Origin of the sequence: Bacteroides sp. CAG:189 (genome assembly GCF_000432295.1) — a bacterium.
GTDB classification, from domain to species: domain Bacteria; phylum Bacteroidota; class Bacteroidia; order Bacteroidales; family Bacteroidaceae; genus Bacteroides; species Bacteroides salyersiae.
Genome location: NZ_HF991061.1, coordinates 1 through 14,610 on the forward strand (window position 1 = coordinate 1; position 14,610 = coordinate 14,610).

At 47.9% G+C, this 14,610-nt stretch carries 12 protein-coding genes; 5 read left to right on the top strand and 7 right to left on the bottom strand.

What is annotated here, in order from left to right; all coding sequences use genetic code 11:
* Positions 1-44 precede the first annotated feature (44 nt).
* Together QVP90_RS08655 and QVP90_RS08660 are read left to right on the top strand one after the other, a co-directional pair.
* Positions 45-290 carry a hypothetical protein gene (locus QVP90_RS08655; protein ID WP_005932210.1) on the top strand — a complete coding sequence of 82 codons (246 nt, stop codon included), beginning with the start codon at positions 45-47 and terminating at the stop codon, positions 288-290.
* A 23-nt stretch (positions 291-313) separates the two neighbouring features.
* Complete coding sequence (locus QVP90_RS08660; RefSeq protein ID WP_021936186.1) at positions 314-751, top strand: N-acetylmuramoyl-L-alanine amidase; 438 nt, start codon at positions 314-316, stop codon at positions 749-751.
* Here QVP90_RS08660 and QVP90_RS08665 read toward each other — a convergent pair.
* The 7 genes from QVP90_RS08665 to QVP90_RS08695 all read right to left on the bottom strand — a co-directional run bounded on the left by QVP90_RS08665 (position 714) and on the right by QVP90_RS08695 (position 9,894).
* Complete coding sequence (locus QVP90_RS08665; protein WP_021936187.1) at positions 714-1,859, bottom strand: glycosyltransferase family 4 protein; 1,146 nt, start codon at positions 1,857-1,859, stop codon at positions 714-716. The two genes, QVP90_RS08660 and QVP90_RS08665, sit on opposite strands and share 38 nt — an antisense overlap.
* Before the next feature lie 70 nt (positions 1,860-1,929).
* Positions 1,930-3,198: a glycosyltransferase gene (locus QVP90_RS08670; protein ID WP_264380865.1), complete on the bottom strand. Its 1,269-nt coding sequence runs from the start codon at positions 3,196-3,198 to the stop codon at positions 1,930-1,932.
* A 67-nt stretch (positions 3,199-3,265) separates the two neighbouring features.
* Positions 3,266-4,171, bottom strand: coding sequence for a glycosyltransferase family 2 protein (locus QVP90_RS08675; RefSeq protein ID WP_021936189.1), 906 nt, complete (start codon positions 4,169-4,171; stop codon positions 3,266-3,268).
* Positions 4,162-5,532 (bottom strand): O-antigen ligase family protein, encoded by a 1,371-nt coding sequence (locus QVP90_RS08680; RefSeq protein ID WP_021936190.1) that lies wholly within the window; start codon positions 5,530-5,532, stop codon positions 4,162-4,164. Before QVP90_RS08680 ends, QVP90_RS08675 begins: the two co-directional genes overlap by 10 nt.
* A complete protein-coding gene (locus tag QVP90_RS08685; RefSeq protein WP_021936191.1) occupies positions 5,522-7,756 on the bottom strand; it encodes a GumC family protein in 2,235 nt (744 codons plus the stop codon). Before QVP90_RS08685 ends, QVP90_RS08680 begins: the two co-directional genes overlap by 11 nt.
* An 8-nt stretch (positions 7,757-7,764) precedes the next feature.
* Positions 7,765-8,514 carry a TolC family protein gene (locus tag QVP90_RS08690; protein WP_288204159.1) on the bottom strand — a complete coding sequence of 250 codons (750 nt, stop codon included), beginning with the start codon at positions 8,512-8,514 and terminating at the stop codon, positions 7,765-7,767.
* Between the two features lie 129 nt (positions 8,515-8,643).
* Positions 8,644-9,894, bottom strand: coding sequence for a BamA/TamA family outer membrane protein (locus QVP90_RS08695; protein ID WP_085930793.1), 1,251 nt, complete (start codon positions 9,892-9,894; stop codon positions 8,644-8,646).
* Positions 9,895-10,224: 330 nt separating this feature from the next.
* Here QVP90_RS08695 and QVP90_RS08700 point away from each other — a divergent pair, with 330 nt between their 5' ends.
* From QVP90_RS08700 to QVP90_RS08710, 3 genes are all read left to right on the top strand, one after another.
* A complete protein-coding gene (locus QVP90_RS08700) occupies positions 10,225-11,625 on the top strand; it encodes a C1 family peptidase (RefSeq protein WP_021936193.1) in 1,401 nt (466 codons plus the stop codon).
* Between the two features lie 326 nt (positions 11,626-11,951).
* Positions 11,952-13,301 carry a Na(+)-translocating NADH-quinone reductase subunit A gene (locus QVP90_RS08705; protein WP_005932185.1) on the top strand — a complete coding sequence of 450 codons (1,350 nt, stop codon included), beginning with the start codon at positions 11,952-11,954 and terminating at the stop codon, positions 13,299-13,301.
* A gap of 53 nt (positions 13,302-13,354) precedes the next feature.
* Positions 13,355-14,527 (top strand): NADH:ubiquinone reductase (Na(+)-transporting) subunit B, encoded by a 1,173-nt coding sequence (locus QVP90_RS08710; protein ID WP_005932181.1) that lies wholly within the window; start codon positions 13,355-13,357, stop codon positions 14,525-14,527.
* Positions 14,528-14,610: the final 83 nt, after the last annotated feature.

The window sequence follows — 14,610 nt, forward strand, 5'->3', positions numbered from 1 at the left end:
ACATTGGCATATTGGCACATTGGCAAATTATTTAATTATTCAAAATGAAAAAGATAATAGAGAAAGTAGTGGAATGCCTCGTGGCAATCCTGCCGTTCTTTCGGAAGAAAGGAACGGCGAAAGAATTCAGTGAATTGATAACCGATCAATACGGTTTCTTGATGGTGCAACTGGAAAAAGCGTTGAAAGATTATTTTGACTTAAGCGCCAAAGTAAAAGAGATGCATGCGGAAATCTTCTCGCTGCGCGAACAGCGTTGCCGGAATACGGAGTGTGAATTACGCAAATAAAAAGGAGAGGAGGAGAGACACCGATGAGAAAAATCGATCTGATCGTCATTCATTGCTCGGCCACCCGCGAAGACCGTACGTTTACGGAGCAAGACTTGGAAGTGTGCCACCGCCGCCGGGGATTCAACGGCACCGGCTACCACTTTTACATCCGAAAAAACGGTGATGTCAAAGCCACGCGCCCCATCGAGAAGATAGGCGCCCACGTGCGCGGCTTCAATCTAAACTCCCTCGGCATCTGCTATGAAGGAGGGCTGGACTGCCAAGGAAAAGCCAAAGATACCCGCACGGAAGCCCAGAAACAATCGCTCAAAGCATTGGTCGGTAAACTCTTAAAAGACTATCCCGGCAGCCGCGTCTGCGGTCATCGCGACCTGAGCCCCGATCTGAACGGAAACGGGGAGATAGAACCCGAAGAGTGGATCAAAGAATGCCCCTGCTTTGAGGTTTGTGAATTATGATTTCTTTGTAAATTTTCAGCAGCGCCTCCGCGCTTTTTCTCCATGAGAACAGCTTGACGCGCTCCAGCCCGTAATCTACTTGTTGCTGATAGAAAGTATCATCCTCTTCCAGCAGCAGTATTTTGCGGGCTATGTCATTTTCATCCAGAGGATCGGCAAGCAGTGCCCCCTCTCCGGCTATTTCGGGCATGGCCGATGTGTTTCCGGCAATGACAGGAGTACCGCATGCCATCGATTCGAGCATCGGAATACCGAAGCTTTCGCGAAGCGAAGGATACAGAAAAGCGAATGCGCCGTTGTAAAGGGCTGCCAGGTCGGCATTAGGAATATATCCCGGAAAACTGAGATAAGGCTTTACCTCCTTTATTCCTTCTGCTGAAAGTATTCCGTCTATTGCTTCCTCTTTCAGATCGGCTATCAATAGCGGACGTTTATGCTTCGACTGTCGCAGATACAAGCCATATGCCTTGAGCACACGCGGCGTATTCTTTTTGGGGTCTGTATTTCCTAAAAAGAACAGGTAGTCGTCTGACGGGACATACTTATGTACGATTTCCGGTGCCGGCGGCATCTGCCTGAAGTGCGGGCTGTATCCGTTGTAGACAGCCGTCAGCCGGTCTTTGGGAAGATTGAGCGCTTCACGGATCCGGTTGCATTCGAAATTGGAAACAGTGATGATCTTCCTGCACTCCGACAGGATGCGGGGCACTACCAGACGGCGATAATGCCAGCCCATCTCCTGATACAACGAACGGCTGGACGATTGCCGCTTTTCCAGAAAAATAATGTCATGCAACGTCAGCACAAGCGGTACCGGACACTTGACCGGCGCCGTATTGCTCGTGCAATGCAACAAGTCGGGACGCACGCGCGCCACAGCACGAGGCAACGCTACCTGCTCCCATAGAGGATACGAAGGGCAACGCAGTTCAACGATATGCATATTGTCCGATTCGTTCAGGCAATGGTCCGGCCCCGGACTGACAAAAATGAAATATTCATTCTCATGATCTATCTTTTGCAGCTCCCGGATCGTTTCCAGAGCCACAAAATCCATCCCATGCTTGTTGGGACGGAATATACGCTGGGCTTCAATGGCAATCTTCATGTTTGATTTGTGATAAAAATGATTAGTGATTAGTGACAAATGATTAGTGATAAATGATTAATGGCAATAATTAGTGATCCGCACCATCCTTACGCTGCATAATACTTCTCCCATCTTCTTTCTCCCATCTCCCATCTCCCATCTCCACTCTCCCTTCTCTTTCTCTCTCTCTTTCCCCTTCTCCATGCTCTGTATGTATGAATTTCTTATTAGCTCCTTTTAGCTTAAAGAGGTTTCCTGCCATGACGAATGCCAATTGCGGAACTTTCAACACTGCTTTGAGCAGTTGTCTGTTCAGCAGCTTTCGAGGGATAGGCAGTAGCATGGCCATTATCTGGGCTAAGACGAGTATCCCCCATTTGATACTCGCCTCCGGCGGGCAGACGATAAAAGCCACCAAAGCCAGCCCGAAAACGGCCGCCAATTGCAGCAACCGGGGAGGAAGCATCCATTGGAATATCTTGTCGCAATAATCCATATTGCCCTGCATGAACGCTTTGGGCAAATCCGGCAACACCGTTGCCAGGGCACCGAACTGGGCTGCTATCCAACGTTTGCGCTGGTTCTTGATATTAGTCGTCTTCTGGGTCTTTTCATCATAAACGGGCAGGTATTGCAGGTATCCGATATGGATATTCTGCCTTAAAAGCATCGTCTCCAGTTCCTTATCTTCACCTGCCGTTTGGAGTTGCCTCACATTCCGACGGAACCAGCCGGCATCGAATGCCATTCCCGAACCGGACAGGCTGGCCGAAAGCCCTACGGCATTGTGCCCGCTACGAAATATGCCGTTATTGATCTCTTCACTGACGGCATCGAGCATGGCGACATCCGTATTCAGGTTCTTGCCTGTACGGCGCGCCTGGATGGCCGGTAAGCCGAAGTCGTAGGCACGGTTCATCTCCGACAGGAAATTGCTTGTCGTGATGTTATCGGCATCCATCACCACCACGATGTCATAAGCGTCGCCGGCTATATGCTCCATTGCCAGCATGAGAGCTTTGGCTTTCGAGCTGTCGGTGTAATCGGCTTCCAGCAAGTGTATGGGGAGCTGCCGCAGCGCATCGTTGGTGGCCGGCTGCATCTGGTCGGAGATGACAATGACGTCATACAACTCCGCGGGATACTCCTGTTCGAGAAAACTCTGCACGGCATTCACGATTACCCGGTCTTCCTTGTAAGCCGGAAAGAGTACCGCGAAGCGGTGTTGTTTCCGTGCTGCAGGATATTGAGGCGAGCGGTAAAAGCGCGAAGCGACGGCATAAAACAACAGGTAGGACACGCAGAATGCCAATGGCACAAATAATATCCAATCGATCATATAAATTACGGCATTCATGTTCGTCACGGCATTGTATTCTTGTTAGTCATGGCTGTTTATATTCATAACGGTCATTTATAGGACTTCAACTTTGCTTTCCGGGCAAAATGATGAATCCGAAAACTCCTCTCCATACCGCACCGGCCTGCCGGACACGGCGTTGCAAAAGATTCTGCAGGCTGTTCTTTGTGGCGGCAAACGTCATCTGGTAAACCAATGAAAGCAGGCGGTCCGCACCACTCAGGTTGCGCCAGGCATACAGCAGTCTGTTTCGCGTCAGGTAGTATGTGCGCAAAACGCTGAGTTGCCCGGTACTCTGGCTCTCTTTATGGAATACAGTGCAACGCGGTTCATACCACAGCGTGTATCCGGCGCGGGTCATGGCCGTGCACCAGTCCAACTCTTCATAATAAAGGAAATACACTTCGGGCATAAGCCCCACCCGTTCTATCACTTCGCGCTTGACCAGCATGGCGGCGCCGTGGAGGTAGGGGCTGGGGCTGGCCGTGTCGTATGCTCCGTTGTCCGGGCAACCGCAGCCGATGCCCGTATTGCGCAGCGTGACAGGAGACAATGCGGTGAATCCGGCAAACTGAATATGTTGCGGAGGAAATGCAAAACGAATCTTCGGTGATACGGCGCCGATCTCCGGACGGCTCTCAAGTCGTTCGATGAGGGCCGGGAGCCCGTCATCAGTGATATAGGTATCGTTGTTGATGAGGAAAATATATTTTCCTCCGGCTTCTCTGATTCCTAAGTTGTTGCCGCCGGAGAAACCCAAATTCCGCTTGCTGCGTATCGTCTTGACAAAGGGATAACGCCGGCTGATGACAGCCGCCTCGTTCTGGCGCGAAGCATTGTCCACGACAATGATTTCATAACTGACCGAATGTACCGCAGCTTGCAGTGAATCGATCAGTGCACATGTATCTGCCAACCCGTTGTAGCAAATTGTGATAAAAGAGATGACCGGTGTTTCTTTTATGTCCATAAAGTCGCTTTTTCTTCTTTCTTTTTCTCCTTGGCTTTCTCTTCGTCTTCTTCCTCTTTCCGCATCTCTTTGTCAAGATAAGGGCCTGCGAAACAGAGGGCGAATCCGGTATATACAACGATTGAATTGGGATACTGCATCACATCATTGGCATAGGCAGCCACAAAGAATCCGGCGTTCATGCATAGCCACGCGCCCAAGAGTCCGCGCAGCCGCTTGCTCATGATCTTAAACAGCAATATCCAGGCACACCATGCAAAAAGCACACCATGCACGGCAAGATATAGAACCAATCCCACGATTCCGGTTTCTACCCATACACTTACCAACCAGGAATCGGGCGGATAAGGCATCCGCTCTTTGGAGGGGAAACGGTCGCCCTTGGCCAGCCCGATGCCGTAGCCGAAAGGGCGGTCGTCCATAAGCGTTTTCATTCTTTTCCGGTTTTCTACCCGCACCAGATAAGAAGCGTCTTCGGTAGGGCGGAAAGCTGTCCGCATCTTGCGGATATACTGATTGCTACTGCCTATCGTCGTAAAATAGAAAAAGGAAAAGATAGCACCGACTGCAACGAAGCTGATGATAATGCTTTTCCAACTCTTGGACAGGACGGCGTATACTAACATTCCGCTCAAGGGGACAGCCATTGCCGCACGCGTGCCCGAAATCCCCAGACCATAGGCTGCACCGAGGGCGATGAGGATAAAATAGATTTTCATCCATCCGCGACGGACATAGAAAGCCGAAATGAGGAATGTGGTCAGGGCCATGGCACAGTGCACACCGTAGTTGGCGGCATCGGAGAAGAAAGAGAAATAGCGGATTCCCGACCAGATGATGTGAGTGCGGTATCCTCCGAGCACAAATAAGAAATAACGGTCGCGGACACTGAACCCGTGATTCTTTTGCCAATATCCCTTCAGGGTGGCTATCAGGATGAAGACCGACCAGATGAACAACAGCCATTCAATGCCTTTACGGTCGCGAATAGCTATCGGAACAATCAAGGAGAGCGCAAAAGGGTAGAGCCAGTAATGGGTGATACCGATATTCCACGCTTCCTGCACATTGTTGGGGTTGGCTATCTCCAGAAAATAAAACACACCGGTCACCGCAAAAAGACACATCATGCCGTTTTTGGCTCTCGACATATCAAACCCCTGCGACGAACAACGCACCAAGATGACGAATGTCATGATCAAAACAAGGATCAGCGTAAAAGCTCCTGTCTTGACATCCATAAACATGCTGGCGGCAACCAACAGGAACTGGAGGGCAAACAATACATAGAAACCAGACTCGGAATGACCGGTCTGTAATGGGGTGTATCTGCTGTTGTCTTCGCCGTTATCAGTCGTCATCGTTCTCTTTGTCTATGGCGGACGGACAAGGTTGCCGCTTTCTTTTCCATATGCCTTTCCATTGGATGAAGGTCTCCGTCAACGCCAACTGCGATAAGCGATATATCAACTTCCGCAATTGGGTATAAGGAGGAAGCATGCCTGTGAAATTCTCCAAATCGTATCTCGGTGCACGGTTCAGGCACAGGTAGGGTTTACCTTCAATCTGGGCTTCCAGTTTCCGCAACAAGATCCTGTCGATCGATTTCCAGCCATAGGTTGCCGAAACTACCATCAAATTTACATGGGCGTTGCGGAGCAACGGTGTAGGGATATTGATTTGTCTCAATTCCGGATGTTCTACGATCAATACATCCTCATTGCCGGGGGTGTATATCTCATTGATGCCGGTTGCTAACAGATATTGCGAAGAATCAGCATTGAAGTCTGTTCCCGCAGAGATCCTCCGCACGTTGATGCCGATACTTCTCCAATATTCTTCCAAATGTTCTCCTATGTAGGTCTTGCCACTGCCGGGACATACGCTGAGAAGATTCAGAATATATGGCTCACCTTTCTTCCGGTCCGTAAAGAATCGGAAGATGCTGTTGCTGAGATAACGTGTCGAATCTCTCTCATATATTTGGCTATATGGAGTAGAACGTCTGGAATAGGGGAAATCGCCCAATATTTGACATCCGGTCAACTTACGGGCACGGATCGAATCACGCAAAGTACGATCTATGAATTCCACCAATAAGAAGAAGGCCAACAGTAACAGAAAAGTGGCAACACAAGTCATTATTACAATCTTCTTGCGGTTGCTGGCACCCGGAGATAGGGGATAGGCCGGAGGATTCAGAACTTTTAAGGCTGCCGACGTCATCTCCAGATTCTTCTTTCGCATCAATGCTTCGTTATAACTTTGCAGAGTGGTCAGGTAGTTGCGCTCGGAGAAGTTGATAACACGTTCTTTGCGCTTGATCGTGGTGCCTACGGGAGCATAAAACACGTATTTGCCATTGAGGTCGCTACGGCTTTTCTGGATAATGCTGAGCTCTGCCTTGGCTTTTTCGAACAGCAGCGTCTGGTCCAGCCACTGCTCTACAATGTTGTTTTTGGCGATGCCGCTTTTGGTGTATTTGCCGCTGATGTACTGATTGGAAATATCAGATAATTCCTTCCGGGTTTTGACGAGATCCCCCCGATATTCTTCCAAGCGCTGGTCCGAACCGGTATCTGTATTGGAAACCGTTTCCATTTCTGTGATTTTTCCGGTAAGGTCTGAAGCTTCCCTCAGTTTATCCACCAGGTTCAGGTTTGTGATAGCTTGTCTGGTATTTTCATCCATTTGCCGTTCCAGCTCTTCAACCATCGCTTTCGAACTGTTATAAGCGAACAACACATCTTGCTCTCTTAACTCGAATTCCTTATTGATGGCGGCTATCTCCTTGGTTTCGTCATAATAGTTTATGATACGGTTGTCCACATTATATTTGGTGAGATCGTCTTCATGTCTCGTCAGTTCACCGCCGATGCGGTTCAGTTCCGATTTAAAATATTCAATCACCTTATCGGTCTCGCCATAACGAAGAACACGGTATTCATTGACGAACTCTTTCATCAGAATCTCAAGAGTATTGTAAGTAATGCCCGGATCGCCCGACGAATAACTGATTTTCAGCAAGTCGCTGTTTCCCAAACGCGTCACTAAAATTCTCTTTAATGTGCCATAGCTATAATAAGGATGCTGATAATAGAATAAACCGTAAATATAGTTATCGGCGTCCGGCTTTTCGTATTTCATGAAATTTTCCATGGTTTTGTCTTCGCTGCTCCGGTCTATCAATGCAACGAGTTCTTTCCCATGCTTACTGTTTTTCATGTGGTTATAGGTGTAATTATAGCTGGCGGCAGTGATTTCGTTCTGGTCTCTGTCGGGACTCCCTTTTACGAGTACGCGTGCGAACAGACGCATTGAAACACGTTTCAGGGTGCTTTCGGATTCAATGATGTGAATCAGGTTGTCAATGGCATTTTGGGCAATGGCCCAATTGACACCGGCATTGTTCTCTTCAATGCTATACCCGGAAACGACGCCTGTATACAAAGTCGATTCAACGTTATAACCTCCCCTCATTCCTTTGGTTTTGTAGATCACCAGCCCGGTGACCAATGCTGTTCCCAGGATGATCCACCACATTTTGCGGTATAGGGCACGAAAGATATAAAGTATATAGTCCATGGTATTTCTTATTTTCGTAAAATGGGAGTACGGGTGATTACCTCTAATATTAACAGACTCTTTGTCACTTCAAACTTACTCTTTTCATATGCTTCCAGAGCAACGGACTGACGCTGTTTCTCAACGGAAAGAGCTCCGGAATCTATCGTTCCATTTATGAAGTCTTTTTCTGCTATTTCATATTGTAGAGTAGCAAGTTCGAGGGTTTCCGCCCGCAATTTCAATACACTGAGTTGTGAGTTTGCTGTGGCATAATATTCTATGATCTCCCGCTTTACTTCATCAAACTTTATTTCCTTTTCCAACTCTGCATTTCGCAAGGTCAGCTTCTGCCGTTTGATGCGAGAGCCCAGATCGAAAAGCCCGTCCAACGGAATGTTTACACCTCCGCCGATGGTATATCCTTTTTGTGCCTGGGTCGTGTAAGTAAGATAAGGTACAATGGCAATATCGGTAAAAGTAGATTCATTGCCGAACATACCGTATTGGTAACTCCCCCTTAAACTAAAAAAGCTAAGAAAAGCGCGTTTTTCTTTAGCCAGTATTTTACGTTCTATCTGTTCTTTGACGTAAGCCGCCTCATAAATGGGGCCTTTCTTGGCGTTCTCAAAAAGCAAATCGAGTGGAGGAAGGACGAGGTTTTTGTAATCGGTTGTTGTGAATTCCGAGCCATCGTGTACTTCCTGCGCAGATATCGTCAAGGGAATTGCGCACAAAATAAGCAGACATATAAAAGGTAAGTAGCAAAATTGCTTCATCATTGATATATTGATATTTGCTTGTATACTTTAATAAGTTAGTCGCAAATATAAGCAAATTATTCACTTATGATTCTTCATCCCTCCTCATTTTATTGTTTTATGCCCAAAAATACCGGAAAAATATATCTAAAAGGCCTCCGTCATATTGAAGTAGAAGAGATTCTGCTTGTTAACCAGGTTTCTGCCGAAGTCGAGACGGACATTCATGCGGGGCTGCACTTCGATGCGGATTCCGGCGCCGAAGTTGGGGAGCACCCCCTCTATCCTGCCGGGGTTAGGCCCCATGAATCCGCATCCGCCCCATGCCACGAAACCGAGATGGCTGACCATCTTTTTTACCCAGCTCGTCTTGTCGGTATTGAACATCTGGCGGTATTCGGCCATCACGACGTGAGACGACTTATCGCGATACTGCCCCATGTAATAACCACGGAGGTCGAACGGAGTTCCGCTCAAGGCATACTTGTTCAAAGGCACGTCTCCGAATACGTTTTTCGTTTGTGCCGTCCAGGCGATGACCTTGCGCCGGCCCACCGTTTTATATTGCCGGTAGTCTATTTCAAGGCGGTAGAATTCATTGTCACTGCCGAAGAATTTCTGATACATCACCCCCCGGAAATCAAGATAGACACCCCGATAGGCATTGGCGGGAACGTCCCGCGTATCATACGTCAGCAGAAAACCGAGTCCGGAGCTGAAATTGCTGTATCCGTGCGATGTTCCTCCTGCGGCCATGTAGTCGGGCTGGTCTACAAGATATTTCGCCGGTTTGGTTATTTTGTCATAGTTGATGTCTATCTGCGGGCCGGCAAAGAAATTGCTTTCGCCCAGACGGAACAGGAACCAGGGGTTTACCTGTACGCCGCTATAACGGTATTGGCTGGTCGTATCGCTCCGTACATAATCTTTATTGGTATCATAGCCGATGCCATAGAAGTTCTCCTGTGTGTTTTTATAACTAAACTGCCCGAAGATACGGAAACGGTCGCCCTTGAAGAAAAGCTGCGGTTTGGAGAAAAGGTTCAATCCCCCTTTGAACATAAAGGCAATAGCGACAGGGACAACAGAACGTTGCTGTGTCGTATCGCTGGGGTTCATACGGAACGTCATGAGTGCGCTACCGCCTACAAGCACCCCGAAATCCGGAGTATAGCTGGGGCCGCCAAGTATGTTGTAATGGAGATTGCGCTGTGCCACCCGTTGTTTACGCAGTTCACGCTTGGATAGGGAAGGGGAACCGTCGCGAAGGCTGTCGGGATCAAATACCGTGTTTACTTCCAGCTTGCCGTCTTTTACTATCGTGATGCCTTCTTCCTGGCCAAAAATGATTATGGCGGGTATAATCGCCATGCACATACTTATTATATATCTTTTCATATTCTCTGAATGTGGGTGCAAAGAAAACCGTTTTATTTGGAATAGTTTTCGTTTGGATTGATAATAATTCTAAAGGAATGGATAAAAGTTCCAAAAAGCATACTATTTTTGTGGTTGGATTAATAATGTGCCAATATGCCAATGTGATCAATGTGCCAATTGGCTGCGCTGTTTTTTCAAGAACATATACTGTACGACATGGTGAATTATTCAATTGGCACATTGATCACATTAACATATTAGCACATTCTTTCATTGATTACATTAACATATTGGCACATTCTTTCATTGGCACATTGGCATATTGACACATTAAATAATTATTATTTTATGAATAAACGAATTTTATCATTATTTGTTCTGGGTGCCGCCTTCTTCTCGGTGCAGGCACAACAGGACAAAGGAGGAATCAGCAGTGAAATGCTGGACCAGATCAGACAAAGCTATCAAGGGACATCGGCAGATAAAGCGCTGCGCAATGCCATCGGCAACAACGATATCCGTAAACTCGCCCTCAATCAGGAGAACATGACAGGAATGGATACCCATTTCTCCATCAAGGTAGATTCCAAAGGCATTACAGACCAGAAGTCATCGGGCCGTTGCTGGCTGTTCACCGGACTGAACGTGATGCGTGCCAAGGCAATTGCTAAATACGGGCTCGGTTCGTTTGAATTTTCCGAATCATATCCTTTCTTTTACGATCAGTTGGAGAAAGCGAACCTTTTCCTTCAAGGAGTGATCGATACGCGTGAGAAACCGATGGATGACAAAATGGTGGAGTGGCTTTTCCGCAACCCTCTGAGTGATGGCGGCACTTTCACAGGGGTAGCCGATATTGTAGGAAAATACGGCCTGGTGCCCAAAGACATCATGCCGGAAACCAACAGCAGTGAGAATACCGCACGCATGGCGAACTTGGTTTCATTGAAGCTGCGCGAGTTCGGCCTGCAATTGCGTGATCAGTTTTCGAAAGGCGCCAAAGCGGCCGCACTGGAGAAGAGCAAAGTTGAGATGTTAGGTACCATCTACCGCATGTTGGTGTTGAATTTGGGTGTGCCTCCTACGGAGTTCACATGGACACGCTATGATGCGGGTGGAAAACCGGTAGAGACAGAAAAACATACCCCGATGACTTTCCTGAAAAAATATGGTGACGAAAATCTGATCGGTAACTACGTGATGCTGATGAATGATCCGAGCCGCGAATATTACAAGTGCTACGAGATCGATTTCGACCGTCACCGCTATGATGGCAAGAACTGGACATATGTGACCCTGCCGGTAGAGGAGATAAAAGCGATGGCGATCGCCTCCCTGAAAGACAGCACGATGATGTATTTCTCATGCGATGTGGGCAAATTCCTCCATTCGGAGCGCGGCCTGCTCGATGTGAATAACTATGACTACGAGTCTCTGATGGGCACCACGTTCGGCATGGACAAGAAACAGCGCATCCAGACTTTTGCAAGCGGCTCGAGCCATGCCATGACGCTGATGGCAGTCGATCTCGATAAGAACGGAAAACCCGTGAAATGGATGGTAGAGAACAGTTGGGGCGCCGCCAGTGGTTATCAGGGGCATCTCATCATGACAGACAAATGGTTCGACGAATACATGTTCCGTCTTGTCGTAGAAACAAAATTCACGACTCCCAAAGTACAGGAAATCTTGAAACAGAAGCCGATACGTCTCCCGGCATGGGATCCGATGTTTGCTCCGGAAGAATAAAATCAGGCTTCGTGTACCGGTCGACCCCGGAAAGCATTTATCAAGTAATATCTCCCAATTGGTACACCGGCACATCAGCACATTGGTCAATTGGCACATGATTTCCTCTTTCATCGGCACATCGGTGCATTAGCCAATTAGCACATCATTCCCTCTTTCATTGGCACATTGGCATATTGACCAATTGGCACATTATTTCCCCCGTGTACGTTAACAAAAGGAATTACGGAAAAATCTCCGTAATTCCTTTCTTTTTTCCTCCTTTTTCACATTATTATTTATTACTTTTGCGGGCAAATTATAAAAACCATTATTTTATATAACACATGGCAAATGTAATAAAGTTACGTAAAGGCCTTGACATCAACCTGAAAGGTAAAGCTGCCGAAGAACTCGTCACTGTAAAGGAGCCGGGATTCTATGCGCTCGTGCCCGACGACTTTCCGGGAGTAACTCCGAAAGTAGTTGTGAAAGAACAGGAGTATGTGATGGCTGGAGGACCCTTGTTTATCGACAAGAATCATCCTGAAGTGAAATTTGTTTCGCCCGTTAGCGGCGTGGTAACCAGCGTGGAGCGCGGTGCTCGTCGTAAGGTGATGAACATCGTCGTGGAAGCGGCTGCAGAGCAGGACTATGAAGAGTTCGGCAAGCAGGATGTCGCCCGGATGAATGCCGACCGGGTGAAAGAACTGTTGTTGCAGTCCGGTATGTTTGCTTTCATCAAGCAGCGTCCGTACGATGTAATTGCCGATCCGGCAGTTGCCCCGAGAGCAATCTTCGTATCTGCATTCGACAGCAATCCACTGGCTCCCGAATTCGAGTTTGCTTTGAAGGGAGAAGAGGCCAATTTCCAAACAGGACTCGATGCGCTGGCCAAGATCGCAAAGACCTATCTCGGTATCAGCGTGAAACAGAAATCAGCAGCCTTGACTCAGGCTAAGAACGTTACCATCACAGCTTTTGACGGTCCGAATCCCGCCGGAAACGTAGGTGTGCAGATCAACCGCGTTGCACCTGTCGTGAAAGGGGAAACCGTATGGACGATCGACCCGCAAGCCGTCATCTTCATCGGACGGCTGATGAATACGGGCCGCGTAGATATGACCCGTACAGTGGCCGTGACAGGTTCCGAAGTTCTGAAACCGGCTTACACCAAACTGCGTGTAGGTGCATTGCTCACCAGTGTCTTCGCCGGAAACGTAACAAAAGACAAAGAACTACGCTACATCAGCGGCAACGTGCTGACTGGTAAGCAGGTATCTCCGAATGGTTTCCTTGGCGCTTTCCATAGCCAGGTATCTGTTATCCCCGAAGGCAACGACATCCACGAAATGTTGGGATGGATCATGCCGCGTTTCAACCAATTCAGTGTGAATCACTCCTACTTCAGCTGGTTGCTGGGCAAGAAGGAATACACCATCGACGCACGTATCAAAGGTGGCGAACGTCACATGATCATGTCGGGTGAATATGACAAGGTATTCCCGATGGACATCCTGCCCGAGTTCCTTATCAAGGCGATCATTGCCGGAGACATCGACCGGATGGAAGCGCTCGGTATCTACGAAGTGGCTCCGGAAGATTTCGCTTTGTGTGAATTTGTCGATTCGTCAAAATTGGAACTGCAACGCATCGTCCGTGCAGGACTCGATATGCTTCGTGCCGAAATGATGTAAGCATCGGAGGTATCAAATAGTAAATTGTAAATTGTAAAATAGTAAATACATTAATGAAAGCGTTAAGAAATTATCTCGACAAGATAAAGCCGAACTTCGAAGAAGGCGGCAAATTCCACGCGTTTCGTTCGGTGTTCGATGGTTTCGAAACATTCTTGTTCGTGCCCAACACCACTTCGAAAACGGGAACGCATATACATGACGCAATCGACAGTAAGCGCATTATGTCGATTGTGGTTATCGCGTTGATGCCGGCTTTGCTGTTCGGTATGTACAACGTAGGTTACCAGCATTTCACCCATACAGGTACCGAGGGCGGTTTCTGGGAAATGTTTGCCTATGGATTCCTGGCTGTATTGCCTAAAATAATCGTTTCTTATGTAGTCGGTCTTGGCATCGAGTTCGTGGTAGCACAATGGAAGAAGGAAGAAATTCAGGAAGGATTCCTTGTTTCGGGTATGCTGATCCCGATGATCGTTCCTGTGGACTGTCCGTTGTGGATTCTTGCTATTGCCGTTGCATTCTCTGTAATATTTGCAAAGGAGGTATTCGGCGGTACAGGTATGAACGTATTCAACGTGGCACTTGTGACTCGTGCGTTCCTCTTCTTTGCATATCCTACCAAGATGTCCGGTGATGCCGTTTGGGTAGCGCAAGACAGCATCTTCGGATTGGGAAATACAGTAGACGGATTGACTGCTGCCACTCCGTTGGGACAGGCTGCTACTGGAATGCCGGTAGAAGCCTCTTTGAGCGACATGTTCTGGGGATTCATTCCCGGGTCTATCGGTGAAACAAGCGTTGTGGCCATCTTGATCGGTGCCGTTATCCTGTTGTGGACGGGCATTGCAAGCTGGAAGACCATGATCTCCGTATTCGTGGGAGGTGCCTTTATGGCATTTATCTTCAACCAATTCGGTTCGGAAACCAACGCTATGGCGCAGATGCCTTGGTACGAGCACCTTATTCTGGGTGGTTTCTGCTTCGGTGCTGTGTTTATGGCTACCGATCCGGTAACTTCTGCCCGTACAGAAACCGGTAAGTATATATTCGGATTCCTGATCGGTGCCATGGCTATCGTGATCCGTGTGCTCAATCCGGGTTATCCCGAAGGTATGATGCTTGCCATCTTGCTGATGAACATCTTCGCACCGTTGATCGACTACTGTGTGGTACAAAGCAATATCGGCCGTCGTGAAAAACGTGCCATTAAGTCTAACAATTAAAACCGAACGAAAAGATGAATACAAATAGTAATTCCTATACTATCATTTATGCTTCGGTAATGGTTGTTATCGTGGCATTCCTG

Excerpts from the sequence above, each read along its gene's own strand:
- QVP90_RS08655 (WP_005932210.1), top strand. The coding sequence starts at position 45 with ATGAAAAAGATAATAGAGAAAGTAGTGGAATGCCTCGTGGCAATCCTG.
- QVP90_RS08660 (WP_021936186.1), top strand. The coding sequence starts at position 314 with ATGAGAAAAATCGATCTGATCGTCATTCATTGCTCGGCCACCCGCGAA.
- QVP90_RS08665 (WP_021936187.1), bottom strand. The coding sequence starts at position 1,859 with ATGAAGATTGCCATTGAAGCCCAGCGTATATTCCGTCCCAACAAGCAT.
- QVP90_RS08670 (WP_264380865.1), bottom strand. The coding sequence starts at position 3,198 with ATGAATGCCGTAATTTATATGATCGATTGGATATTATTTGTGCCATTG.
- QVP90_RS08675 (WP_021936189.1), bottom strand. The coding sequence starts at position 4,171 with ATGGACATAAAAGAAACACCGGTCATCTCTTTTATCACAATTTGCTAC.
- QVP90_RS08680 (WP_021936190.1), bottom strand. The coding sequence starts at position 5,532 with ATGACGACTGATAACGGCGAAGACAACAGCAGATACACCCCATTACAG.
- QVP90_RS08685 (WP_021936191.1), bottom strand. The coding sequence starts at position 7,756 with ATGGACTATATACTTTATATCTTTCGTGCCCTATACCGCAAAATGTGG.
- QVP90_RS08690 (WP_288204159.1), bottom strand. The coding sequence starts at position 8,514 with ATGAAGCAATTTTGCTACTTACCTTTTATATGTCTGCTTATTTTGTGC.
- QVP90_RS08695 (WP_085930793.1), bottom strand. The coding sequence starts at position 9,894 with ATGAAAAGATATATAATAAGTATGTGCATGGCGATTATACCCGCCATA.
- QVP90_RS08700 (WP_021936193.1), top strand. The coding sequence starts at position 10,225 with ATGAATAAACGAATTTTATCATTATTTGTTCTGGGTGCCGCCTTCTTC.
- QVP90_RS08705 (WP_005932185.1), top strand. The coding sequence starts at position 11,952 with ATGGCAAATGTAATAAAGTTACGTAAAGGCCTTGACATCAACCTGAAA.
- QVP90_RS08710 (WP_005932181.1), top strand. The coding sequence starts at position 13,355 with ATGAAAGCGTTAAGAAATTATCTCGACAAGATAAAGCCGAACTTCGAA.